At 68.5% G+C, this 24,628-nt stretch carries 18 protein-coding genes, 2 tRNA genes and 1 pseudogene; 8 read left to right on the top strand and 13 right to left on the bottom strand.

Going from position 1 to position 24,628, the window contains the following annotated elements; genetic code table 11:
• Positions 1-50 precede the first annotated feature (50 nt).
• Positions 51-1,229, bottom strand: a complete 1,179-nt coding sequence (locus Q0C38_RS12885; RefSeq protein WP_291297505.1) for a deoxyguanosinetriphosphate triphosphohydrolase — start codon at positions 1,227-1,229, stop codon at positions 51-53.
• A gap of 98 nt (positions 1,230-1,327) precedes the next feature.
• Here Q0C38_RS12885 and erpA point away from each other — a divergent pair, with 98 nt between their 5' ends.
• Together erpA and Q0C38_RS12875 are read left to right on the top strand one after the other, a co-directional pair.
• Positions 1,328-1,675 (top strand): iron-sulfur cluster insertion protein ErpA, encoded by a 348-nt coding sequence (gene erpA / locus Q0C38_RS12880; protein WP_291297504.1) that lies wholly within the window; start codon positions 1,328-1,330, stop codon positions 1,673-1,675.
• A gap of 174 nt (positions 1,676-1,849) precedes the next feature.
• Positions 1,850-2,869, top strand: coding sequence for a glycosyltransferase family 2 protein (locus Q0C38_RS12875; RefSeq protein WP_291297503.1), 1,020 nt, complete (start codon positions 1,850-1,852; stop codon positions 2,867-2,869).
• A 105-nt stretch (positions 2,870-2,974) separates the two neighbouring features.
• Here Q0C38_RS12875 and Q0C38_RS12870 read toward each other — a convergent pair whose 3' ends face one another.
• Positions 2,975-3,355 carry a hypothetical protein gene (locus tag Q0C38_RS12870; protein WP_291297502.1) on the bottom strand — a complete coding sequence of 127 codons (381 nt, stop codon included), beginning with the start codon at positions 3,353-3,355 and terminating at the stop codon, positions 2,975-2,977.
• 48 nt (positions 3,356-3,403) lie between these two features.
• Here Q0C38_RS12870 and xth point away from each other — a divergent pair, with 48 nt between their 5' ends.
• Both xth and Q0C38_RS23280 read left to right on the top strand, forming a co-directional pair.
• Positions 3,404-4,186: an exodeoxyribonuclease III gene (gene xth / locus Q0C38_RS12865; protein WP_291297501.1), complete on the top strand. Its 783-nt coding sequence runs from the start codon at positions 3,404-3,406 to the stop codon at positions 4,184-4,186.
• Positions 4,183-4,575, top strand: coding sequence for a RidA family protein (locus Q0C38_RS23280; RefSeq protein ID WP_366937264.1), 393 nt, complete (start codon positions 4,183-4,185; stop codon positions 4,573-4,575). The genes xth and Q0C38_RS23280 overlap by 4 nt, the downstream gene beginning before the upstream one ends.
• A gap of 411 nt (positions 4,576-4,986) precedes the next feature.
• Here the strand turns inward: Q0C38_RS23280 and Q0C38_RS12860 are convergent.
• From Q0C38_RS12860 to Q0C38_RS12825, 8 genes and pseudogenes are all read right to left on the bottom strand, one after another.
• Positions 4,987-8,160 (bottom strand): annotated as a pseudogene (locus Q0C38_RS12860) (Ig-like domain-containing protein); the annotation flags it as partial.
• Between the two features lie 509 nt (positions 8,161-8,669).
• Positions 8,670-10,406 carry a dihydroxy-acid dehydratase gene (gene ilvD / locus Q0C38_RS12855; protein WP_291297500.1) on the bottom strand — a complete coding sequence of 579 codons (1,737 nt, stop codon included), beginning with the start codon at positions 10,404-10,406 and terminating at the stop codon, positions 8,670-8,672.
• A 211-nt stretch (positions 10,407-10,617) separates the two neighbouring features.
• Entirely contained in the window at positions 10,618-11,478 is an 861-nt protein-coding gene (locus Q0C38_RS12850; protein ID WP_291297499.1) for a PEP-CTERM sorting domain-containing protein, read from the bottom strand.
• Positions 11,479-11,589: 111 nt separating this feature from the next.
• The gene (locus Q0C38_RS12845; protein ID WP_291297498.1) at positions 11,590-14,262 is read right to left on the bottom strand and encodes a valine--tRNA ligase; all 2,673 of its coding nucleotides are present in this window, start codon (positions 14,260-14,262) and stop codon (positions 11,590-11,592) included.
• 134 nt (positions 14,263-14,396) lie between these two features.
• Entirely contained in the window at positions 14,397-15,098 is a 702-nt protein-coding gene (locus tag Q0C38_RS12840; RefSeq protein WP_291297497.1) for a DUF2497 domain-containing protein, read from the bottom strand.
• Positions 15,095-16,567, bottom strand: a complete 1,473-nt coding sequence (locus tag Q0C38_RS12835) for a TolC family outer membrane protein (RefSeq protein WP_291297496.1) — start codon at positions 16,565-16,567, stop codon at positions 15,095-15,097. Before Q0C38_RS12835 ends, Q0C38_RS12840 begins: the two co-directional genes overlap by 4 nt.
• A 94-nt stretch (positions 16,568-16,661) precedes the next feature.
• On the bottom strand, positions 16,662-17,012 hold the full coding sequence (locus Q0C38_RS12830; protein WP_291297495.1) for a rhodanese-like domain-containing protein: 351 nt from the start codon (positions 17,010-17,012) through the stop codon (positions 16,662-16,664).
• A 6-nt stretch (positions 17,013-17,018) separates the two neighbouring features.
• Positions 17,019-17,663 carry a protein-L-isoaspartate O-methyltransferase gene (locus Q0C38_RS12825; RefSeq protein ID WP_291297494.1) on the bottom strand — a complete coding sequence of 215 codons (645 nt, stop codon included), beginning with the start codon at positions 17,661-17,663 and terminating at the stop codon, positions 17,019-17,021.
• A gap of 257 nt (positions 17,664-17,920) precedes the next feature.
• Between Q0C38_RS12825 and Q0C38_RS12820 the strand changes: the two genes are divergently transcribed.
• The 4 genes from Q0C38_RS12820 (at position 17,921) to Q0C38_RS12805 (ending at position 21,643) form a co-directional block, all read left to right on the top strand.
• Complete coding sequence (locus Q0C38_RS12820; protein ID WP_291297493.1) at positions 17,921-18,484, top strand: PEP-CTERM sorting domain-containing protein; 564 nt, start codon at positions 17,921-17,923, stop codon at positions 18,482-18,484.
• Between the two features lie 44 nt (positions 18,485-18,528).
• Positions 18,529-18,602: transfer RNA gene (locus tag Q0C38_RS12815), tRNA-Cys, on the top strand.
• Between the two features lie 191 nt (positions 18,603-18,793).
• Positions 18,794-18,869, top strand: a tRNA-Asn gene (locus Q0C38_RS12810).
• 137 nt (positions 18,870-19,006) lie between these two features.
• Positions 19,007-21,643: a GNAT family N-acetyltransferase gene (locus Q0C38_RS12805; RefSeq protein ID WP_291297492.1), complete on the top strand. Its 2,637-nt coding sequence runs from the start codon at positions 19,007-19,009 to the stop codon at positions 21,641-21,643.
• A 73-nt stretch (positions 21,644-21,716) separates the two neighbouring features.
• On the opposite strand, the gene Q0C38_RS12800 is transcribed toward Q0C38_RS12805, so the two are convergent.
• The 3 genes from Q0C38_RS12800 to otnI all read right to left on the bottom strand — a co-directional run bounded on the left by Q0C38_RS12800 (position 21,717) and on the right by otnI (position 24,611).
• Positions 21,717-22,598, bottom strand: coding sequence for a helix-turn-helix domain-containing protein (locus tag Q0C38_RS12800; protein ID WP_291297491.1), 882 nt, complete (start codon positions 22,596-22,598; stop codon positions 21,717-21,719).
• Between the two features lie 312 nt (positions 22,599-22,910).
• Positions 22,911-23,795 (bottom strand): 2-hydroxy-3-oxopropionate reductase, encoded by an 885-nt coding sequence (locus tag Q0C38_RS12795; RefSeq protein ID WP_291297490.1) that lies wholly within the window; start codon positions 23,793-23,795, stop codon positions 22,911-22,913.
• Between the two features lie 36 nt (positions 23,796-23,831).
• Positions 23,832-24,611 (bottom strand): 2-oxo-tetronate isomerase, encoded by a 780-nt coding sequence (otnI, locus tag Q0C38_RS12790; RefSeq protein ID WP_291297489.1) that lies wholly within the window; start codon positions 24,609-24,611, stop codon positions 23,832-23,834.
• Positions 24,612-24,628: the final 17 nt, after the last annotated feature.

Here is a 24,628-nt window from a genome sequence, read left to right as displayed (position 1 = left end):
AACTCCGGTGATGCGGCGCTCTGTATCGCCGGCGCAGTCAGAGCGGGCTCTCAGGCTGTTGTCGTCGCGCTGAGGTCGAACAGCCGCCGGTGCTCGTCAAGCGCGAATCGGTCCGTCATGCCGGCGATGTAGTCGCACACCAGGGACGCGGTGCGCGCATCGCCGGGCGCGCCGGCCTCCTCCTGCCACTCCGTCGGCAGGCAGTTCGGCTCGGCGAGCAGGCCCGCGAACAGCTCCCGCACCACCCGCTTGGCCTTCGATGTCATCCGGTTGACGCGGAAATGCCGGTACATGCGCGCGAACAGGAAGGCCTTGATCGTGGCATTGGCGGCGGCCCCGGCGGCCGAGAAGGCGACCACGGGGGCGCCGAGCCGGCGGATCGCCTCCGCACTCGCCGGGGCCGCCGCATCGAGGCGCCGGGCGCTCTCGGCGACAAGATCGGCCACCATGCGGTTGATGAGACGGCGGATCGTCTCATGGTGCAGGCGGTCGGCGCCAAGGCCCGGATAGGCCCTCTCCGCCTCGCCAATCGCCTCGCCCACCAGCGGCAGGTGGCGGAGATCGGCCAGCGTGAACAGGCCGGCGCGAAGCCCGTCATCGAGGTCGTGGTTGGTGTAGGCGACGTCGTCGGCGAGTGCGGCGACCTGCGCCTCGGCGGAGGCATGGCCCGCGAGGTCGAGGTCGAACCGCGCCGCGAACGCTGCCACATAGGGCGGCGGGTCGGTCACCGGCCCGTTGTGCTTGGCGAGCCCCTCGAGCGTCTCCCACGCCAGGTTCAGCCCGTCGAACGCGCCGTAGCGGCGTTCGAGCAGGGTGACGACCTTCAGCGCTTGGGCATTGTGGTCGAACCCGCCGAACCCGGCCATGGCGGCATTCAGCGCCTCCTCGCCCGCATGGCCGAAGGGCGGGTGGCCGAGATCGTGGGCGAGTGCCAAGGCCTCCGCGAGGTCCTCGTTCAGACTGAGGCGCCGTGCGACGGAGCGTGCGATCTGCGCCACTTCGAGCGAATGCGTCAGCCGCGTGCGGTAATGGTCGCCCTCATGAACGACAAAGACCTGCGTCTTGTGCTTCAGCCGCCGGAAGGCGGTGGAATGCACGATGCGGTCACGATCACGCTGGAACGGGCCCCTGCCCTCGCTTTCCGGTTCGGGCACGAGGCGGCCGCGCGTGCGGCCAGGCGGCACGGCATAGGGGGCGAGCGGGTGCGGATATGGGGCCGAGTCGGGCATTCCGGCGAGCCTGCGCCCGGCACAGCCCGGCCCGCAACCGGTCTCGTTTGACATCGACCATCCGGATCACGATGTTTCGGGGGAAGAGAGGTCGCCCCATGGACGCTGCCACCATCCCGGATGTGAGCCTGTCGCCCCAGGCCGCGAGGCGTATAGCCGAGATCGTCGCGCATGAGGGCAACCCTGCGCTGATGCTCAGGCTCACCGTCTCGGGTGGCGGGTGCTCGGGCTTCCAGTACGCCTTCTCACTCGACGCCGCGGTGAACGAGGATGATCGCGTGTTCGATGGCGGCCCCGCGAAGCTGGTGGTCGACGAGACGTCGCTCGGCCTGCTCGCCGGGGCCGAGATCCACTATGACGATGGGCTGATGGCGGCGCATTTCACCGTGCGCAACCCGAACGCCACGGCAAGCTGCGGATGTGGGACGTCGTTCGCGGTCGGATGACGGCCGCCATCTTCCAGGACTACGCCCCTCGTTCATGGTTCCAGAGGACGACCCTCCGATCGGTTGATCACCGTCGTCTGGCATGTGCCATGGGGATCGTCCTGCCTTCATGGTGTCACGACTGGAACGTTTTGCGCTAACCTGCACGCGGGCGCACCACGTGGAAGTGCAGAGATGCGTTACCCAGCCAGTTCAGTCAGTGTCATCATGCCGGTTCACAACGCCATTCCTCAATATTTTGAACAAGCCGTTGAATCTGTTCTCAATCAAGGTGAAAAAGTCGTCGAGATTATTATTGTAAATGACCATACGACGTCAGCAGAAACAATATCTGCCATGAATTCCATCGCGTCACTGCCCAAGGTGAGGATCCTGGATCTGCTGCAGGGGAGCGGTGTTTCGGCCGGGCGGAATTTCGGCATCGAAGCCGCGCGCGGTGACCTGATCGGATTCTGCGACTCCGATGATCTGTGGCTGCCGGGTTGGGTCGAGAGTGCCACCGCGGCACTCGATGATGACAGGACTGCGCACTGGGTTCTCGGACGTCATTTTCACCTGCTTCCAGATGGCACGCGCACCGAAGCGCCGTCTCTCGCGGCGGCATCCGGCCTGTCATTTTCCTCGCAAGGCCGCGTGCTTCACACCGCGCCGCGACTGACCCGCACGCTGATCTCGCAATTCACGTGTCACATCAGCGCAACCATCGTGCGCCGTGACCTCATTCAGAAGGTCGGCAGTTTTCCGACCAACCTCCTGTACCTCGAGGATGTGCTGGCATGGGTCAGGATGTCGCAACTCTCTCCGCTCATCGAGATCGACCGCTTCGTGTCGGTCTATCGCCGCGGCATTCCAAGCGCGTCGACCTCGTGGCGCGCGCTCACGGCCCAGGCGATCAGCGGCTGGGATGTCGCACGCCATGACCCGACGCTCCGCGATTTTCGGAAGGAACTGCGCTGGACCAGCTACAGCGCGCGCAAGACGCTTGCGTTGAAGAACCTCTACTATGGCAACCGGATGCAGGCACTCCGCTTCGCGGCAGCGGCGCTGGTGCTCGATCCCCGGGAAATCGGCGAGTTCATGCTGTTCCTGACGCTCATGCGTTCTGACAAGGCAATGCTGCGCCGGCGCGGAGGACGCTACAGCCAATCGATCGATGATACCGCAACGATCGCGGCACAACTCGGCATCCGGTGACAGGGCGTCGGGGAAGCAGTGCTGCGGGCCGGCGCCACGCCGAAGCTTCGCGCAATTCCAAGCGCCTTTGGATCGCCTCGCTAGGACAGGTGAGCGGAGATTGCCCTAACGCCTGTTCGTCATGAAGCTGCCGGAACAACCGGCGCTCTCCCACTCACCCCAGCCGACACGCCAGCGAAGCTGGCCGGTGAGAACGATGCCGTCGGCCCCGCCGATGCGCATTTCGAAACTCCCCTCTGGCGAGACGCTGCCCGTCACCTCGCGCACGCCGCTGCCGCCCGTGAACCGGCCGGCGATCCGCCCCTCCGTGATGCTGTACTCGCCGGCGAAGCCCGTTCCGCATGGACCGGAGGCCGTGCGAACATCGATCGCCCAGCCGCCATCGAACGGGCCGCGCGCGTGGAAGCCCCCTTGCGCGAGCGCTTCGCCGCCCCCCACAACAGCCGTGGCAAGCATCGCCACTCCGGCAAGAATCCAACGCTTCACGACCATGTTCCGATAACGTCTCCGCCAACGCCACCGTAAGGGAGCCCCATGCGCATCGCCACCTGGAACGTGAACTCCGTGCGCGCGCGGCAGGCCCACCTGCTCACCTGGCTTGGGAACGCCGGCGCGCCCGATGTCGTCATGCTGCAGGAGCTCAAGACCGAGGCGCCGGGCTTTCCCGCTCTCGAGGTTCGCGCCGCCGGCTACCACGCGCTGGTGGCGGGGCAGAAGAGCTACAACGGTGTCGCCATCCTCTCGCGGCACGAGCCGGTTGAGCGGCTGCGCGCGCTCCCGGGCGAGGCGGAGGATACGCAGGCCCGCTACCTGGAGGCCGAGATCGGCGATGTCATCGTCGCCTGCGTCTACTGCCCGAACGGCAACCCGATCGGCACCGAGAAATTCGCCTACAAGCTGCGCTGGATGGAGCGGCTCGCCGCCCGCGCCGAGGCGCTGCTGGCGACGGAGCGGCCCGTCGTGATCGCCGGTGACTGGAACATCTGCCCCACGGCTGCGGATGTGTGGGACGAGCGCGCGATGGCAGCCGATGCCCTCTGCCAGCCCGAGAGCCGGGCTGCCTGGCGGCGGATGCTCTGGCAGGGCTGGTCGGATGCCTGGCGCACCCTCAATCCCCTGCCCGCCCGCGGATATACGTACTGGGACTATCAGGCAGGCGCCTGGCCGCGCGACAACGGCCTGCGCATCGATGCGCTGCTGCTGAGCCCCGCCGCCGCCGAACGCCTGGCGGATGCGGGCGTGGACCGCATCCCGCGCGGGTGGGACAGCCCGTCAGACCACACGCCCGCCTGGTGCCGGTTGGAGAACGCTGCATGAACGAGATGATCTTCCACATGATCGCGGGCGGGCCGAAGCCTGTCGCGCCGTTCAGCCACGCGGTCGAGGCTGGCGGCTTCGTGTTCGTCACCGGCCAGATGCCTGACAGCCCAGAAGCGCCGGGCGTGCTGCCCGAAGGCGTGGAGGCACAGACGCGCGCGGTGATGCGCAACCTCTCCCTCGTTCTCGGCGGCATCGGGCTCGATCTTTCGCGCACGGTGATGGCGCGCATCTACCTGACGGAGTTCGACCGCGACTATGCCGCGCTGAACGCGATCTGGCCCTCGTTCTTCGCGCCCGGCCGCCTTCCCGCCCGCACCACCGTGGGCGTGACGGGGCTTGCCTACGGCGCGCTCGTGGAAGTCGATCTGGTCGCAAAACGCGGGTAGGCACCCACACACGAACGGGTCGAGTACGGTGATCGTCAGCCGCGCCGTGTCGGGGTTGGGCACACCGTCGAACGCGACATCGACGAACGTCTCGACCTCGCCCGTGAAGCCCGGCTGCGGCGTGAAGGCGATCGCGCCATCGGCGAAGATGTCGAGCACGCCCTTGCCCGCGATCTCATGGCGGCCGACGTCGTTCTCCGTCACGCTCTGGTCGCGGCCGCCGAGATCATTGGCGAACAGGCCATCGGCGGCATCGCGCACAAGCGTCTGGCCGGCACTGACGGTGAAAGCATCGTCGATCGCGTCAGGCGCAGGGATGAACAGCCCGAGATTGAGCGGCGTGATCTCCACGTCAGCAAGGGCGAGGACCGGAAGGTCATCCAGCACCAGGCCGGGAGGGACGTTCCGTACGGCGATCGTCAGCGTCGTCGTCGAGAAGCCGCCGAACCCGTCGCTGATGGTGTAGGTGAACGTGTCGGTGCCGGTGAAGCCGGACTTCGGCGTGTAGGTGAAGGTGTCGAAGGCGGTGTTGTCCACCCGGCCGCCCTGGGCAGTGTCAGCGAAGAACTGCGTGACGATGATGTCATCGCCGTCAGCGTCCGTGTCATTCGCAGTCAGGCCCGCGCCGGTGAACACGGCCTGCTGCCCGGGGCGGATCGTGATGGCCGGATCGGCCACCGCCACGGGGTCGGTGTTCACCACGTTGATCGTCAGCGTCGTCGTCGAGAAGCCGCCGAACCCGTCGCTGATGGTATAGGTGAACGTGTCGGTGCCGGTGAAGTTGGCCGGCGGGGTGTAGGTGAAGGTATCGAACGCGGTGTTCGAGACGCTGCCGTCCTGGGCGGTGTCGGCGAAGAACTGCGTGACGATGATGTCATCGCCGTCAGCGTCCGTGTCATTCGCAGTCAGGCCCGCGCCGGTGAACACGGCCTGCTGGCCGGGGCGCATCGTGATGGCCGGATCGGCCACAGCGACCGGGTCGCTGTTCACGACGCTGATCGTGAGCGTCGCATTGGCCAAACCGCCGCGCCCATCGGTCACGACATAGCTGAACGTATCGTTGCCGAGGAAGTTCGAGCGTGGCGTGTAGGTGAAGGTGTCGAAGGCGGTGTTGTCCACCCGGCCGCCCTGGGCGGTATCGGCGAAGAACTGCGTGACCTGGAGCGCATCGCCATTTGGATCGGTGTCGTTGGCGATGAGGCCTGCACCGGTGAACGCCGCCTGCTGGCCGGGGCGGATCACGATCGGCGCATCGGCCACGAACACGGGATTGCCGTTGGTGACCTCGATGAACACCGTCGCGGTCGCGAAGCCGCCGAACCCGTCGCGGATGCTGTAGAGGAAGCTGTCGGTCCTGACGAAGCCGGTGTTCGGCGTGTAGACGAATGACCCGTCTGGCCGCCCGACGGTCAGCGTCCCATTGTCAGGCCTGTCGATGATCGCAGCGACGGACAGGCGGTCGCCATCCGCGTCGGTATCGTTCGCGAGGAAGCCTTGCGCGACCGGGACGGTGAGGGTCTGCCCGGGCCCTGTTTCATAGCGGTCATCGACCGCCACCGGTGCAGCGTTGGTCACCGTGATGAACACCGTCGCGGTCGCGAAGCCGCCGAACCCGTCACGGATGCTGTAGAGGAAGCTGTCGGTCCCGACGAAGCCGGTGTTCGGCGTGTAGACGAATGACCCGTCTGGCCGCCCGACGGTCAGCGTCCCATTGTCAGGCCTGTCGATGATCGCAGCGACGGACAGGCGGTCGCCATCCGCGTCGGTGTCGTTCGCAAGGAAACCCTGGCCCACGGGCACGGTGAGCGTTTGGCCAGGGCGCATCGCGTAGGAATCGTTCACCGCCACCGGTGCGGTGTTGACGACCGTGATCGTCACCGTCGCTGTGTCGGTGCCGCCGAACCCGTCCGACACCCGGTAGGTGAACCGGTCGGTGCCGGTGAAGCCGGCATTCGGTGTGTAGTTGAACGAGCCGTCGACGAAGGCCTGGAGCACGCCGTTGTTCACGGTGTCGGTGACCGTGATCACCGTGAGCGGATCGCCATCCGCATCCGTGTCGTTGCGGAGGACGCCAAGCGCAGTGGAGACCTCGAGCGTCTGGCCCGGGCGCGCCGTGTAGAGATCGGCCACCGCATCGGGTGCTGCGTTGACGACCGTGATCGTCACCGTCGCTGTGTCGGTGCCGCCGAACCCGTCCGACACCCGGTAGGTGAACCGGTCGGTGCCGGTGAAGCCGGCATTCGGTGTGTAGTTGAACGAGCCGTCGACGAAGGCCTGGAGCACGCCGTTGTCGACCTGGTCGTTGATCGTGATCACCGTGAGCGGATCGCCATCGGCATCCGTGTCATTGGCCAGCAGGCCATGCGCAACGGAGACCTCGAGCGTCTTGCCCGGGCGCACCGTGTAGAGATCGGCCACCGCATCGGGCGCGGCGTTGACGACCGTGATCGTCACCGTCGCTGTGTCGGTGCCGCCGAACCCGTCCGACACCCGGTAGGTGAACTGGTCGGTGCCCGTGAACCCGGCATTCGGCGTGTAGGAGAAGGCGCCCGTTGTCAGCAGCGAGAGCGTGCCGTTGTTCACGGTGTCGGTGATCCGCGCGACGCTGAGCGCATCGCCATCCGCATCCGTGTCGTTGGCCAGCACGCCAAGCCCGGCAGAGACCGTCAGCACCTGGCCCGGCCGCGTCGCGTAGGCGTCGTCCGCCGCCAGGGGGGCCGCATTGGCAACCGTGATCGTGACCGTCGCCTCGTCGAAGCCGCCCAACCCGTCGCGGATGCGATAGGTGAACTGGTCAGTGCCCGTGAACCCGGCATTCGGCGTGTAGGAGAAGGCGCCCGTTGTCAGCAGCGAGAGCGTGCCGTTGTTCACGGTGTCGGTGATCCGCGCGACGCTGAGCGCATCGCCATCCGCATCCGTGTCGTTGGCCAGCACGCCAAGCCCGGCAGAGACCGTCAGCACCTGGCCGGCCCGCACGACATAGGCATCGTCCGCCGCGATGGGGTCACGATTGAGCGGGATGAGAATGAGATCCGCCCCAACGGCGAACTTGATCACCTCGACGTTGCGGATACGGTCCGTTCCATCGTTGCCGTCGCGGGCATCGATGTCGACGATCGTCGTCCACTCGCCGTCCGTCGTGATGCGATAGCCGGCCTGGATGCCGCGGAGCACGAACACGTCGCGCCCCTCCCCGCCATCGATCGCATCGTTCGAGCCCCAGCCGAACACCTGGTCATTGCCCGCGCCCGTGGCGATGTCGGTGTCGGTGAACTGGCCGAGATAGCGGCCGGAGACGGCGTTGATCGCGCTCTCGCGGATGCGCACAACATCGTCGCCGCTATCGGTGCGGATGCGGAACGCGTTCGTCCAGTCCTTCGAGTTGCTGTCGATGCCGATCTCGACGGTGAAGTCGCCGTCACCGGTCAGCAGGACCTCGCCACGCTTGGCGGCCTCGAGCACGACCGTGAGCGGCCCGGCGGATTGCAGCGCGACGAACACGTCGACCCAGTTGCGGATCTCGAGCCGCTCACCGACGAACTCGGTGACGGACACGTTCTTGATCGTGTTCCAGACGAGAGCCATCGACAGCAGGGCGCGGAGCCCCGTCGGGTCCCAGTCCACCGAGACGGCGCTGCCGCCTGGCCTGCCCACCTTGGGGCCGCCGGCGAACGTCACCTCGCTCAGCGTCAGGTCGCCGGTAGAGGTGAAGCTGCCGCCCGGCCCCGCCGCGAGCGGGCCCGTTGCCGTTGTTGCCGCCACCGCAGCGTCGCGCCAGAGATTGGTGTGCGCCGCTGACGAGGCAGGCGCCCAGCCCGGCGATTCGGAGGTGCGGGTGAGCGAGAATGTCAGCTTCGACATGACATGCCCTCTGGAGTTCGGCCGGCCGGCACGAGCATGCCCAACGCGTGACCTTCGTCTCAAATTTCGATGAAGGCGCCTATCATGTCTACCACGCAATGGTTGTGCTTCTAGGGCGAACTACCCGTCACTCATACAACTGTAACGATTGTTCGTCCGGCCCCGGAACACCCCGCCATCGCAACGATCATGTCGTTGCGATGGCGTTGCCCAGTCGCCCGGAACCAGCTGGCTCAGAGATCGACGTAGACGTGCCCCTCTGCCGCAGCTCCCTTGTGCGTCACCGCCCCCTCATGCGCGGGGCCGACGAGCTGGGCGTATTTCCAGAGCGCGCCCGAGCCGTAGATCGTCTCGCGCGGCTTCCACGCGGCACGGCGTGCGGCAAGCTCGGCATCCGGCACCAGCACGTCGAGCGTGCCGGCCCCGGCATCGATCACGATGCGGTCGCCGTTCTGCAGCAGCCCGATCGTCCCGCCCACCGCCGCCTCGGGCGTCACGTGGCCGATGCAGAAGCCGCGCGTCGCGCCTGAGAACCTGCCATCGGTGATCAGCGCGACCTTGTCGCCCATCCCCTGGCCGTAGATGGCCGAGGTGGTCGAGAGCATCTCGCGCATGCCGGGCCCGCCCTTCGGCCCCTCGTAGCGGATGATGATCACGTCGCCCTCCTGGTACGCGCGCTCGCGCACCGCGGCGAAGGCATCCTCCTCGCAGTCGAAGCAAAGCGCCCGGCCCTCGAAGCGGAGGTTCTTCATCCCCGCGATCTTCACGATCGCGCCGTCGGTCGCGAGATTGCCCTTGAGGCCGACGACGCCGCCCGTCTTGGAGATCGGGTTGGAGACCGGGCGCACCACGTCCTGGTCGGTCGGGAACACGATGTCGGCGTGGTTCTCGGCGAGCGTCTTGCCCGTCACGGTCAGGCAATCGCCGTGCAGCAGGCCGGCATCGAGCAGCGCCTTGATGATCACCGGCACGCCGCCGATGCGGTGCACGTCATAGGCGATGTAGCGGCCGCCGGGCTTCAGGTCGGCGATATGCGGGGTGTCGCGCATGATCTTCGCCACGTCCTCGAGCGTGAAGCGGATGCCCACCTCGTTGGCCATCGCCGGCAGGTGCAGCACCGCGTTGGTCGAGCCGCCCGTCGCCCCCACCACCATCGCGGCGTTCTCGAGCGCCTTGCGCGTCACGATGTCGCGCGGGCGGATGTTGCGGCGGATCAGGTCCACCACCGCCTGGCCGGACTTCACGGCCCAGGCATCACGCTCCTCGAACGGCGCCGGCGAGCCGGCAGAGCCTGGCAGCGCGAGGCCGATCACCTCGGATACGCACGCCATGGTGTTGGCGGTGAACTGACCGCCGCAGGCCCCAGCGCCGGGGCAGGCCACGCGCTCGAGCTCATCGAGCTCCTCATCCGTCATGTTGCCCGCTGCGTGCTGGCCGACCGCCTCGAACACGTCGAGCACCGTCACGTCACGGCCCTTGTAGTTGCCGGGCATGATCGAGCCGCCATACATGAACACCGACGGCACGTTGAGCCGCAGCATCGCCATCATCACGCCGGGCAGCGACTTGTCGCAGCCGGCGAGGCCGACCAGCGCGTCATAGCCGTGCCCGCGGACGGTGAGCTCGATCGAATCGGCGATCACCTCGCGCGAGGCGAGCGAGGACTTCATCCCCTGGTGGCCCATGGCGATGCCGTCGGTCACGGTGATGGTGCAGAACTCGCGCGGCGTCGCACCCGCTTCCGACACGCCGCGCTTGACGCTCTGCGCCTGGCGCGACAGCGCGATGTTGCAGGGGGCCGCCTCGTTCCAGCAGGTGGCGACGCCGACGAAGGGTGCGGCGATCTCCTCCTGGGTCAGCCCCATGGCGTAGTAGTAGCTGCGATGCGGCGCACGGCCGGGCCCCACCGTGGAATGACGGCTGGGCAGGCGCGACTTGTCGAACGTGCGCGACGGGTTCTGTTCGGACACCTTGGCGATCCCCCTCGGAATGGACTGGCCGCGCAGCCTAGAGCACGTTCCGATCGATTGAAATCAATCGATCGGAAGGTCGTGCTCCAGAATCATGAAGGGACAGAGCAGCCTAGCCCGTCCTGATGGAACCGGAACCGGTTCCATCAGGTCGGACGCTGCTCTCGCGGTGCCGCGGCTTAGTCCACCCCGAAGTAAGGGGTCGTCTGTTTCAGGCGGCGCGGCGGCGCCGGCTGCGCGCAATGCCGAGGCCGAACAGACCGGCGCCGAGCAGCGCGAGGCTCGCGGGTTCCGGAACGCCCGTCACCGGCGGCTGGATCACGGGCAGGTTGTCGACGATCTGGAACCCGGACCAGTTGACTTCCTGCTGGGTGATGCGGCCGCCGGGGTCCACCTCGTTGGGTTGCGGGATCAGCGACCCGCTGATCCTGCCGTTGGCATCCGCGACCACGTCATCGAAATAGGCGGTGCCGCTGGTGCCCGCGACGACCTGGCTCGACGCGCCATCGACCTGCATCGTGAAGGTGCGGTTTCTCACATCGCTGCCATAGACGAAGAAGTCATAGGCAGCGCCGGCCATCAGCCCGGTGATCGAGAACGACAGCGTCGTCGCCGGGTTATTGCCGAGGATCGTGTCACCGGAGTTGAAGAACAGATAGTCCTTCCGCAGCGCATCCGGGCTTGGGCTGTTGACGCCGCTGAACCCCTTCACGGTGCCCGTCAGCGACAGGCCAACGCCGGTGGTCGCGCCGGTGCTGTCGCGCAGGCTCGAGAAGGTCGGGTTGACCACCGCGGGCGTGTTGAACTCGGGCAGCCCGATCGCGTTCCACACATTGGCCGCGCCGAAGCGGGCATTGGCCGCTGTCGCTGATGCTTCCGCGCCGGAAAAGGCCGGGCTTGGCCCCTCCGGAACGTTGAACAGCGTAGCGAGGGCCGTTGTCGTCGTCCCGAAATCGACGCTGACGAGTGCCGCGCTGGCCGGTCCGGCCGAGAGGCCGAGCGTTCCTGCGATCACGAAGGTGCAGAGCGCGCGTGCCCGCGGGCGCCGCGAGGCGGTCATGCTGATGTCCACGAAAGCTCCCCCTGTCCTATTGCGTGAGGATCGCGTGATCGTGAGACTGCATGCAATAACAAAAATGAGAGTCGCGGATCTGTCGCAATCGCGCGACATCGCCCGCACGGCTCAGCCGGCAATGCGCGCGAGCGCTGCCTCCAGCCGTGCCGCCGTCGCTGCCGCCGCGGCGCGCTTCTCGCGCGTCTCCTCCACCACCTCCTCGGCGGCGCGCGAGACGAAGCCCGGGTTGCCGAGCTTGGCGTCGAGACGCTTGATCTCGTCCTGCTGCTTGGCGATCTCGCGGCCAAGGCGCGCACGTTCCGCCGCGAGGTCGATCACGCCCTCGAGCGGCAGGACGATCGTCGCCTCGTCCACCACGCCCTGGGCGGCGCCCTTCGGCACCTCGCCTGCCAGCGGCGTCACGTCCGACAGGCGCGCAAGCCGCAGTACCGCGTCCTTCCACCGCTCGAGCCGCGCAACCGTGGCGGCATGCGCGTCCTTCAGGTGGAGCAGGACCTCCTTGCCCGGCGGAACGCCCATCTCGGCGCGGATCACCCGCACCTCCGACACCAGCCGCAGCACCCAGCCGACCTCTGCCTCTGCCTCCGGGTCGCGCGGCAGGGCGGCGGCGTCGGGCCACGCCTCGGTCATCAGCGTGCGCGCGCCCTCGCAGGACCCGGGACCGCGATCGGCCAGCGCATGCCAGATCTCCTCCGTCAGGAAAGGCTGGATGGGGTGCAGAAGGGCAAGCACCGTGTCGAGAACGAACGCTGCGGTGGCGCGCGTCTCGTCCTTCTCCGCCCCATCAGGGCCGGAGAGAGAGGCCTTGGAGAGCTCGAGATACCAGTCGCAGAAATTTCCCCAGACGAATTGGTAGAGCCCAGCCGTGTAGACGTCGAAGCGATACTCCTCGAGCGCGCGGGTGGCCGCCGCCGCGGCTTCCGCCAGCGCGCCGATGATCCAGCGGTTCAGCGTCCCCTTCGCAGCACCTGGCTCCCAGCCGGCGACGGGAACGCAGCCGTTCATCTGGCAGAACCGCGCGGCGTTCCAGAGCTTGGTGCCGAAATTGCGATAGCCCTCGATGCGGTCATCCGACAGCTTGATGTCGCGACCCTGGCTTTCCATCGCCGCCAGCGTGAAGCGCAGCGCATCGGCCCCGAACCGCTCGACGAGGTCGAGCGGGTCGATCACGTTCCCTTTCGACTTCGACATCTTCTGCCCCGCCTTGTCGCGCACGAGCCCGTGCACGTAGACGGTGCGGAACGGCACCTCGCCCATGAAGTGCAGCCCCATCATCATCATCCGCGCGACCCAGAAGAAGATGATGTCGAAGCCGGTGACGAGCACGTCGCCCGGATAGTAGCGCGCGACCTCTTGCGTCTTCTCCGGCCAGCCGAGCGTCGAGAACGGCCAGAGGGCGGAGGAGAACCAGGTGTCGAGCACGTCGGCGTCGCGAACGAGCTCGACCTCGTGGCCGTACTTCGCCGCCGCGGCCTGCTTGGCCTCGGCCTCGCTCTCGGCCACGAAGATCTCGCCGTCGGGCGCGTACCAGGCGGGGATCTGGTGGCCCCACCAGAGCTGGCGCGAGACGCACCACGGCTCGATGTCGCGCATCCAGGCGAAGAACGTGTTCTCCCACTGCCGCGGCACGAACACCGTCTGCCCGCTCTCCACCGCCCTGATCGCGGGTTCGGCGAGTGTCTTGGCGTCGACGAACCACTGGTCGGTCAGGTACGGCTCGATCACCACGCCGGAACGATCGCCGTGCGGAACCATGTGGGTGTGCGGCTCCGCCTTCTCGAGCGCGCCCGCCGCCTCAAGATCGGCGACGATCGCCTTCCGCGCGGCGAAGCGGTCGAGCCCGCGATAGGCCGCCGGGACCTCGGCGATGTCGAGAAGTTTCGCGTCCGCATCGAAGATGTTGAGCACGGCGAGCGCATGCCGGCGGCCCACCTCGAAATCGTTGAAGTCGTGCGCAGGCGTGATCTTCACCGCGCCCGTCCCCTTCTCCGGGTCGGAATACGCGTCCGCAACGATCGGGATGCGTCGGCCCGAGAGCGGCAGGATCGCCTCGCGCCCGACGAGGTGCTTGTAGCGATCGTCATCGGGGTGAACCGCAACACCGGTGTCGCCCAGCATCGTCTCCGGCCGCGTCGTCGCCACCGTGATGGTGGCCCCGTCATCACCCGTGATGGCGTAGCGGATGTGCCAGAGAGAGCCCTTCACCTCGCGGTTCTCGACCTCGAGGTCGGAGATCGCGGAGTGGAACTTCGGGTCCCAGTTCACCAGGCGCTTGGCGCGGTAGAGCAGACCTTGGGCGTGCAGCGTGACGAAAACCTTCGTCACCGCCGCGGAAAGGCCCTCATCCATCGTGAAGCGCTCGCGCGGCCAATCGAGGCTCGCTCCCATGCGCCGCAACTGCCGCGTGATCGTCCCGCCCGACTGGCCCTTCCAGTCCCACACCCGCTTGATGAAGGCGTCGCGGCCAAGTTCCTGCGTGCGGATGCCTTCGGCGGCGAGCATGCGGTCGACCACCATCTGGGTCGCGATGCCGGCATGGTCGGTGCCCGGCATCCAGAGCGCATCGTCGCCCTTCATCCGCCGCCAGCGGATCAGCACGTCCTGCAGCGTGTTGTTGAGGGCGTGGCCCATGTGGAGGCTGCCGGTGACGTTGGGCGGCGGGATGACGATCGTATAGGGCCGCGCGTTGCTCTCGGGCTTCGCGCCGAACAGGCCCGAGCGTTCCCAGCGCGCATAGAGCCGCGCCTCGACATCGGCATGGGGGAAGTTCTTGTCCAGCATCGACGTGGCCAATGATCCTAGGGGTTCGGGTCTGTTCTGGATTGGGCGAGGCGTGGGGGTGCGTCAAGCACCGATGCCGCACGGCGTCTGACAGGTCAGCGCAGATCAGCCCCGCACCAGTCGATCGGCGGCGTTCAGCCGCGGGCCACGCGCTCGAGCTCCGCCTTCACCAGGCGCTCGACCAGCGGCGGCAGGTTGGCATCGAGCCAGCCCTTGAGCAGGGAGCGAAGCTCCTCCCGCACGATCGCCTCGAGCGTCACGGCACCGTTGCCCAGCAGGACGTCGGGCATCAGCGCGCGCGCATCCGCATCGGTGCCGCGGGAGGCGGCGCGGAGGGCCGCGAAGGATGCAGCAGCCGCGGCAGCAACCGCACCACCGACGAGCCCATCGCCCTCCGGAGATGGCGCCGCGGCCATCGGCATCGGCGGCGCCAAGGGAGCGGGCGCAGGGGTTGGTTGCGGGGCCGGCGCATCGAACAGCGCATCGATGTCAGCCGTGCTCATCGGCCCTGGCAAACCAGGCGACGGGGGGGCCATGGGGGGCTCCTGCTGCGGTGCGGCCGACGGGGCCGAACCGGGCGCGTCGAACAGCGCATCGATGTCGGCGGTGCTCATCTGCGGAGTGGGCGCCGGGGCACTCGCCGTCGGCGCCAGCATCTGTTCGGTCAGGTCAAGGACCTCCTCGGCCTGCGGTGCCGCGCCCGGCGGGGGCGGCCCACCCGCGCCACCATCCTCCGCCAGGATCCGCCGGATCGAGGCGAGGATGTCCTCCATCGACCCGTCGGAAGCGGGGTTTTCGCCGTCGCCGGTGTTCGGCGTGTCAGGAGGAGGTGTCATCGCGCAGAAAGAGGCTGTGTCCTTTGCGGGGGAACATCGGTGCCGACCCAGCGGTCGCGCACGGCGTTGTAGTAGTCAAGCGGATCGTAGATCTGGACCGGCAGCGCGAGGTCGCGCGCCGTGAGGCGGCCCGCGGCTGCGGTGAGCCCGTAGGAGGCGACAAGGAAGTCGCGCGTCGTGCGCACCAGCGCCACGCGGCTGTCGAGCAGTTCCTGCTCGGCGTTCAGCACGTCGAGCGTGGTGCGGCTGCCGACCAGCGCCTCGCGCTGCACGCCATCGAGCGCGATCTCGTTCGCGCGGATCTGTGCGCTGCGCGCATTCACCTCGGCACGCGCGGATTCGAGCGTTTCCCAGGCCCGGCGGGCATTCTCGACCACCTGGCGGCGCACTTCGTCGAAGGCATCGCGCGCCTGCTGTGCCTGCTGCTTGGCCTGGCGCACCCGCGCATGCTCCTGCCCGCCCTGGTAGAGCGGCACGGAGAGGGTTGCCAGCAGCTGGCTGCCGGTCGAGCGCGTGTCGCGCAACGAGCTGTCATCGTTGCGGAAGGTGCTGCCCTGCAGCGCCGCCGAGGGAAGCAGCTCGCCGAACAGCAGGTCGACGTTGGCAAGCGCCGCCTGCTCATCGAACCGGGCGCGGATCAGGTTCGGGTTGTTGTTCTCGGCCAGCCGCGCTGCCTCATCGGCGTTGTTCACGACGGCTCGGATGCCGGGCGGCGGCGTCAGCGAGCGCGGCGCCTCGCCGATCAGGCGCTGGAACACGGCGCGCGCGACCTGGAGGTCGCCATCGGCGCGCGCACGCTCCGACCGCGCCCGCTCGAGCCGTGCCTCCGCCTGGGCAACGTCGGTGCGCGTGATCTCGCCGACGCGGAACCTGTCGCGGGCGGCCTGCAACTGCCGCTCGAGCACGCGGACGTTGTTGATCGTCAGCCGCAGCACTTCCTGGTCGCGGATGACATTGGCATACGCCGTGCCAGCCTCGAGCAGCACGGTCTGTTCCGTGGCGAGCAGGTTGGCCCGTTCCGCCAGCACCTGACTCTCCGACCGGCGCGTCGCAGCGACCGTGCGGCCACCGCGGTAGAGCGGCTGACTGATCGTCGCACTGCCCGACAGCGGGTTGCGCTCGGCGTCATTGCGGGCGCGGATACCGTTGTTGCTCGCCCCGGTCTGGGTGCCGTCGGCATAGCCCGCCTGGCCCTGCAGCGTCACCGTCGGCCGCCAGCCGGACAGCGCCTGGGGAACGTTCTCGTCCGTCGCCCGCAGCCTCGCGCGGGCGGCCTGCAGCGTCGGGTTGTTGGCGTAGGCGAGCGCGAGCGCCTCGCGGATCGTCTGCGCCCCCGCCGGCATGGCAGGCAGCAGCATCGCACCGGCCAGCAGCATCGCCCTCAGCGTCGGGCCGAGGCGGCATGACACCCCCAGCCGTCCCCGTGCCGCTGGGGCCGCCGTCACGTGATCGACCTCTGTCGCGCCCATCGTGTGTTCCTGCTCCGGCACTCGGTTCAATGGCATTGCAGCAGCTTCGGCGATGGACCTGATTCTGCGGGCCATCGCGTGGTTCCGCAAGGTTCTAGTAGGTCGGGACGGAGGGATCGACCTCGCGCGACCATGCGTCGATCCCGCCGGCGAGATTCACCGCGTTCGCCATCCCCCGCCCCCGCAGCCACGACATCACGCGGAAGCTGCGCGCGCCATGATGGCAGAGGATCACGAGCGGCACGTCGCGCGGGAATTCCTCCAGCCGCGCCGGAACCTCGCCCATCGGCACCGTGATCGCGCCCGCCAGCGCGGCAACGTCGACCTCCCACGGCTCGCGCACGTCAAGCACCGCATGCGCCTTGCCGTCCGCACGCCACGCGGCGAGCGTTTCCGCCGCGATCTCGGGCGGGAGTGCTGCCGTGGCTTCGCTGTCGGGTGTCATGCGCGCCTAGAACACGAACGCCGGCGCGCGCCGGAACTCGGGCAGCGCAGGCGTGCCGGCATCGAACAGCGGAACCTCCGTCACCGTGCCGCCAAGCCGCACGCGCCGCACCGCAAGGCCGAGCACGAAGCGGCGCGCCGCCGCCATCACCGTCACGAGCCGCCCACCCTCGGCCAACTGCGCCTCGATCGCGGCCGGCACATGCTCGACCGCGCCCTCGATCAGGATCACGTCATAGGGCGCGGCCGCCGCCCACCCCTCGGTGACCGGGCCTGACACGACCGTCACGCCCGGAAGCCGCGGCGCGAGCGAGCCCGCCATCACCCCCGGCGCCTCGAGCGCGACCACGCTCGCACCGCTGCGGGCGAGCACCAGCGCGCCATAGCCAGCCCCGGCAGCGACGACGAGCACGCGCGTGCCCTCCCCCACCTCGGCGGCCTGCACCAGGCGGGCGAACACCATCGGCTCCATAAGCCACCGCCCGGGCCCAACCGGAACATCCTCGTCGGCATAGGCAAGGGCAACCCGCTCCGGCGGCAGGAACGCCTCGCGCGGCACCTCGCCCATCGCGGCCAGCAGGGCAGCGTCGGTCACCTTGTTCGGCCTGAGTTGGCCGTCCAACATGTTCAGGCGGGCCTGGGCGAAGTCCATGAAACGATTGCGATCCTTGGGCGGGGCTCGCGCCCCTTATAGGCCCTCTTGTCGCGGCGCAACAAGCGCGACCATGGCAGCCCGCGCCTGACCACGGCCGCGTGTGGCCGCGCGGCGACAGGGCGCGGCGCACCGGAGCGACTCACCCGTTACGCGAAGCGAATAAGTGTTTACAGGATTCTCAACCATGCATAGCGTTTCCATGGTCAAAAAAGCGGGGGGAGGGATCGGTGAAAACACGGACGTTGGCAGGTGCTGTGCTCGCACTCGGGCTCTCGGGCTCCATTGCAAACGCAGCGCCGATCATTCAGGACCTCCAGAACGCCAGGGTGCAGATATTCGGTTTCTTCGCCCCGGTCGGACAAACGTTCACCGCTGAAGATCCTCGCGTGTCGGTCGGCTTCTTTGTCAGCGATCTGAACGCCTTCGCTGCTCCCACCGACCTCGACCTCGTGATCACGCTGTACGAGGGTGCCGGGACAGGAGGCACCCAACTCGGATCCGGGAGCATCACGGGCCTCTCCGCGGATTTCCGTGGGTTCGTCGATGTCGCCTTCCCGTCGACGGTGCTGTCGGTTGGCGCGGTCTACACGGCGATCATCAGCAACGACACGATCCGCTGGGCGCTGTCGTATAGCCGGGACAACCCCTACGCAGGCGGCACATCGATCTTTGCCGGCTCTCCCGTGGCGGTAAGCGACGCGACGTTCCGAGTGCTGCCACTCGAGGTTGCCGTCCCCGAGCCCGCCTCCCTCGCCTTGCTCGGCTTCGGCCTCGCGGGCCTCCTTGCCGCCAGGAAACGGCGCCGAACCCCGGCTTGACCCGCACCGGGCGCGGCCCTAACAGACGCGTGCCGCGCTGCTGCGGCCCGGTGGCAGAGTGGCCATGCAGGGGACTGCAAATCCCCGTACGTCGGTTCGATTCCGGCCCGGGCCTCCAGCGGCTCCGCCGCTTCCGTCCCAGGCCGCGCGGTTCGATTCCGGCCCGGGCCTCCAGCGGCCGCGGGGCGACAGCCATGAGATCGGCGGGCTGCGGCGCCTCCACCTGATCTCGAGAGGCAGCAAAGCTGCATCGCAAACACAGTCGCTTGATCCCACCGGGCGGGTGCGGTAGACCGCGCCGTCGTCCGATCCCCGATAGCTCAGTTGGTAGAGCAGCGGACTGTTAATCCGCGTGTCGCTGGTTCGAGTCCAGCTCGGGGAGCCAGTTTCGAGAGGGCCGCTGCGGCACACCGTGCCGCGCGGCCCTCTTCGTTTCCGGTTCCGTCATGCGCCCACGCCGTGTTTCATCGGCACGCAACTTGATCGCGGGCCGCATTGGGCGCATGCTGCGATGCAGCAAACATGACAGTATCTCTGACCTACAGGCCATCGCCTCTCGGGCGCATGCTGGCACCCACCTCCATCGCCGTGATCGGCGATCCAGGCTCCGATGCCCCCGCCAGGCAGATCCTGCAAAATCTGCTCTCTGGCGGCTTCAGCGGACCAATCCTGCCGGTCTCGGCCGGGATTGCCGCCGCCGGCGGCGTCCTCGCCTACCCCGACATCGCCGCGCTGCCGCTCGCACCCGACCTGGCCGTCGTCGCCGGCGACGCAGGCTTCACGGCAACGTCCCTTGCCGCGCTGGCCGCCCGTGGCGCCGGTGGGGCCATCGTGACAGGCGCTCTCCCGCCGGGGCCACCACCGCTGCGCTGCATCGGCGCGGCATCGTATGGGCTGATCGTTCCAGCCCTCGGCCTCAACGCCTCATTCTGTCCCCGCATGCCGGCCCAGGGCGGCATCGCCCTCGTCTGCCAGACCGCCGGCTTCGCCCGCGCCGTGCTCGACCATGCCGCCAGCGAAGGGCTCGGGTTCAGCCACGTCGTGGCGCTCGGGCAGAACGACGATCTCGGCTTCACCGCCATCCTCGACGCCCTCTCGCGCGACGGCGCGACGCGCACCGTGCTGCTTGAGGTCGGGCGCATCAAGGACCGCCGCGGCTTCCTCTCCGCCGCGCGCGCCGTCGCGCGCAACCGCGCCGTCATCGCCGTCCGCACCATGGCGGACCCGGAGGTGGACGATGAGGCGGAGGTCTCGGTCGGCGCCGACCTGGTGTTCGCCGCGGCCCTCAGGCGTGCCGGCATCGTCGATGTCTCGGGCCTCGAGGAGATGCTCGAGGCAGCCGCCACGCTGTCACGACCGCGGCGGATGCAGGGCGATCGCGTTCTCGTCGTGTCCGCCGCAGGGTCCCTCGGCACGCTCGCCGCCCGCGCCGTGCAGGCGGCCGGCGCGCGGCTGGCCACCCCCGACGCGGCGGAGGCGACGTCCCTCTCCCTTCTCCTGCCGGGTCCCTGCGAAGGCCCCGCTCTGGTGGTGCCTGAAAGCATGCCGCCGAACCGGCTGGCGGAGCTCGTCGCGGCGGCCCAGGGCATGACGGGACTTGCCGATGCCATCCTCGCCGTGCACGCACCAGGCCCGACGGCAGAACAACTCGATCTCACCGCCGAGGCCCTGGCGGCAGCCGGCTCGACGACCGCGACCCTTCCCATCATCGCCGCGTGGGCGGGTGGCGCGTCGGCAGAAGCCGGCAGGGCGCGGCTGCTCGCCGCCGGGCTTCCCGCCTTCCCGTCGATCGAGGCGGCCGCGCGCGCGATCGGCATCCTCGTGCGTGAACGCCGCACCCGCGAGGCGGCGCGCGAGTTGCCGCCCCGCACCGTGCTCGCCATCGCGCCGGATCGCGAGACGGTGCGCCGCATCCTCGCCCGCGCCCGCCGCACCGGCCGGGCGACGTTGACGGAGGACGAGGCCGCCTCGGTGCTCAACGCCTACGGCATCCCGACCGCGCCCACGCGCGTCGCGGCCGACCCGGAGAGTGCGGCGCTCGCGGCCGAGACGCTCGGCTTTCCCGCGGTGCTGAAGATCCGCTCGGCCGACCTGGCGCACAAGACATCGGTCGGCGGTGTCGTGCTCGACCTCGACAGTGCCGATGCCGTGCGCCGCGCCGCTTTCGCGATGGAGGGCCGCGTCGCACGCCGCGCGCCCACCGCGCGCCGAGAGGGGTTCCTGGTGCAGCGGCAGATCACCCGCGGGGCAGGCCATGAGCTGGCGCTGCGCGTCGTGCGCGATCCCCTGTTCGGGCCCGCGATCGGCTTCGGCCAGGGCGGCACGGCGGCCGCGCTCGCCGGCGACATCGCCGCCGACCTGCCACCCTTGAACCGCACGCTGGCCGAGGCGCTGGTCGCGCGCACGCGCATCGGCCGGCTGCTCGCCGGCTGGCGCGACACGCCGGAGGCTGATCGCGAGGCGGTGTACGAGACGCTGGTGCGCCTGTCTCAGCTCGCGGTCGATTTCCCCGACATCGCGGCGATCGACGTGAACCCGCTCATCGCCGGATTTGCCGGGGTGATGGCGCTCGATGCCTGGATCAGGATCGACCCCGCACCCGGAAGCGGGACGGGCCATCTCGCGATCGCCCCATACCCGGCCGAGCGTGTGCGGACCGTGTCGTTGCGTGACGGCTCCACGGTCACGCTGCGGCCGATCAGGCCCGAGGATGCCGACGCGCATGAAGCGTTCTTCGCGCGCCTGACGCCCGAGGACGTGCGGCTTCGCTTCTTCGCGCCGATCAAGGCGCTGACGCCGGAGCAGGTCGCGCGGATGACGCAGCTCGACTACGACCGCGAGATGGCGATCATCGCCACGCGCGGCGATGGGCCGGCGGCCCAGACCATGGGCGTGGTGCGGCTCATCCGGATCGGCGATGGAACCGAAGCCGAGTTCGCCATCGTCGTCGAGGGCAGTGCCAAGGGAACCGGGCTTGCGGGCCAGCTCATGCAGGCGGGGCTGGCCTGGGCGCGCGAGGGCGGCATCAGAACCGTCGCCGGCGACGTGCTGGCCGAGAATGCGGCGATGCTCGCCTTCGTCCGCCGCCAGGGCTTCACCGTGACGCGAAGCGCTGATGATCCGGAGCTGATGGTCGCGCGGATCGACCTGGCAGGTTGAGGCGAGAGGGCGTCGGCCGCGCCCGGGCCTCCCTCACCCTGCCCCCCTCCCCCAAGGGGCGAGAGGACGCGCTTCAGCCGGCGCGGGCGGCGGCGACGAGTTCGCGCACCTTGGCGGCGGCCGCGCCGCCCTTCAGCGCATCGCGCCACAGCGTCTCGGCCACCTTCTGGTGCATCGCCAGCGCCTCGTCGGCCCCGGTGATCATCGCGACCCCGATCTGCGCCGTCGGGTGAGCCTCAAGCCGGAATGGGTTGATCGCGAGATAGGCACGCTCGCGGTTGCGGAGGATCTTGAAGTTGCCGTTGGGCTCGCCGCCGGTCATCAGGCCGAGTTGCACGCCCATCGGCTCGGTTTCCATCAGGCTGGCGATGTTCTCGCACTCCAAGGCCGCGACCGCACGGGCCTGCGCGCGCATGCGCTCTGACATCGGCACGGCACCGCCGACGCCGAGATCAAGGAAGCGGCGCACCGAGGCGATGGTCATGATCGCGATGATCGAGGGGCGGCGCTGCTGGTACACGCGCTTGCGTGCGCCGAGCACGGCCAGGACCTGCTCGCTCTGCGCGCGCCAGGCGGAACGGTCGCTGCCGGCGGCGTCGGCTGCCTCGGCATAGACCTCGGCCAGCGTCTGGTCGAACGGGTCGGACGTGATCAGGTAGCTGTAGGGGCCATAGGCCTGGAGGATCTGGTCGGTCGTCTCCTCGATGACGCGGACGCGATCGAGATAGCCGGCAGCCCGCGAGAGATACTCGACGCCGATGCCGAGCAGGCTCAGCGGCGAGATCTTGAGAAGCTCGGCGAGCCGCTTGATGGTATCGAGCTTGATGACCTCGCCCTTCTCGTAGCGATAGAGCGCGGCACGCGAGACACCCAACCGGGCGGCGATTTCCTCCGCACGCAATCCGCTCTCAAGGCGATACTGCCGCAACTGCTGGCCGATTTCGGTGAACCGCATTTCAACCCTCCCACGATGCTGGCCGAGGGCGCTCTCCCTGGCAGGCCTAGCCTCGTCTCACCCCTCGACGACCCCGCGCCGTCTCATAACCTGTGACAGATCATGATAGGGCTAGACCTACGCTCCAGGCTTTCCGAATTCAAGCGTCATGTTCCATGGCATGGGCAGAAACCAGATTCTGGCGAGTCGCGACCCGACGTGGAACAAAAAAGCCGCCATGCAATGGCATGGCGGCCTTTCGGTTCTACACAGACAAAAATCTGCGGAGGCGCGATTCGGGGGCCTGCTGCGCGCAGACCGACGTCGCCCGTATCAGCCTTCTGCGACGGGGTGGGACGCGAGCCCCTCGAGGGCCTTCACGAGGGCCGAGTGATCAAGATCGGCCCCGCCGGCGGCGGAGACGGCGCTGAACATCTGCTGGGCGAGCGCCGTGCTCGGCAGCGCGACGCCCAGGTCCTTCGCGGCACCGAGGGCAAGGGCAAGGTCCTTCTGGTGCAGGCGGATGCGGAAGCCGGGCGCGAAGGTGCGCTTGATCATCCGCTCGGCATGCACCTCGAGAATGCGCGAGTTCGCGAAGCCGCCCATCAACGCCTGCCGCACCTTCGCAGGATCGGCACCCGCTTTTGCCGCAAAGACAAGCGCTTCGGCGACGGCCTGGATGTTGAGCGCAACGATGATCTGGTTGGCGACCTTGGTCGTCTGCCCCGCCCCGTTCTCGGTGCCGACGAGGGTGATGTTCTTGCCCATCGCCTCGAACAGCGGCTTGGCGCGCTCGAACGCCGCTTCCGGACCGCCGATCATGATCGTCAGCGCCGCGTTCTTGGCGCCGACCTCGCCGCCGGACACTGGCGCGTCGAGATAGTCGCAGCCAAGGTCGTTGATGCGCTTGGCGAAGGCCTTGGTCGCTGTCGGGCTGATCGAGGACATGTCGATCACGAGCTTGCCCTTGGACAGGCCCTCGGCGACGCCCCCGGCACCGAACAGCACGCCCTCGACATCAGGCGTGTCGGGAACGATGAGGATCACGACGTCGGCCGCCGTGGCCACCGCCTTCGCATCCGCCAGCACGGTCGCGGCCGCGCGGATCTCGGCGGTGAGGCTGCCGCGCTCGGGCACGAACAGCTCGTTGCCCGCGTTCTTCAGGTTGAGCGCCATCGGGCGCCCCATGATCCCCAGTCCGATGAACCCGACCTTCATGACCCTCTCGTTCTCCCTGTTTTTCAGCGTGTCAGCTCAGCCCTTGAACGGCGCGTACCAGCCAAGCCCGGCCTCGGTGTCGCCCTTCGGCTTGTACTCGCAGCCGATCCAGCCGTCGAAGCCGAGGCGGTCGATCTCGGCGAACAGGAACGACCAGTTGATCTCCCCCGTCCCCGGCTCGTTGCGGCCCGGGTTGTCGGCCAGCTGCATGTGCCCGATCAGCGGCAGGTGCTCGGCGATGGCGCGCGCGAGGTCACCCTGCATGATCTGGCGGTGGTAGATGTCGAACTGGATCTTGAGGTTTGGCACGCCGACATCGGCGATCACCGCGGCGGCTTCCTCGGTTCGGTTGAGGTAGAAGCCGGGGATGTCGCGGGTGTTGATCGGCTCGATCACGATGTCGACCTTGCCCTTCGCGGCCATCGCGGTCGCTGCCGCCAGGTTCTCGCGATAGGTCACGGCCATCGCCGACCGGTCAGCCCCCTCGGGAACGAGGCCGGCCATGGCATGCACGCGCGGGCAGCCGAGTGCCGCCGCGTAGTCGAGCGCCTTGGCGACACCGTCGCGGAACTCCTGCTCGCGGCCAGGCAGGGCGGCCATGCCGCGCTCGCCCTTCGCCCAGTCTCCCGGCACGGTGTTGAACAGCACCACCGAGACGCCGGCGGCGCGCGCGGCGGCGGTCACCTCGGCGGGGGTGTAGTCGTACGGGAAGAGGAACTCGACCGCGCGGAACCCGGCAGCCGCGGCACGCCCGAACCGGTCGAGGAACGGGGCGTCGGTGAACATCATGGAGAGGTTGGCGGCGAATTTTGGCATCGTAACCCCCGGACGTG

The sequence above is a fragment of the Elioraea sp. genome, assembly GCF_022842375.1.
Taxonomy (GTDB): Bacteria; Pseudomonadota; Alphaproteobacteria; order Acetobacterales; family Acetobacteraceae; genus Elioraea_A.
This window is presented reverse-complemented; position numbering and strand designations above follow the sequence as displayed.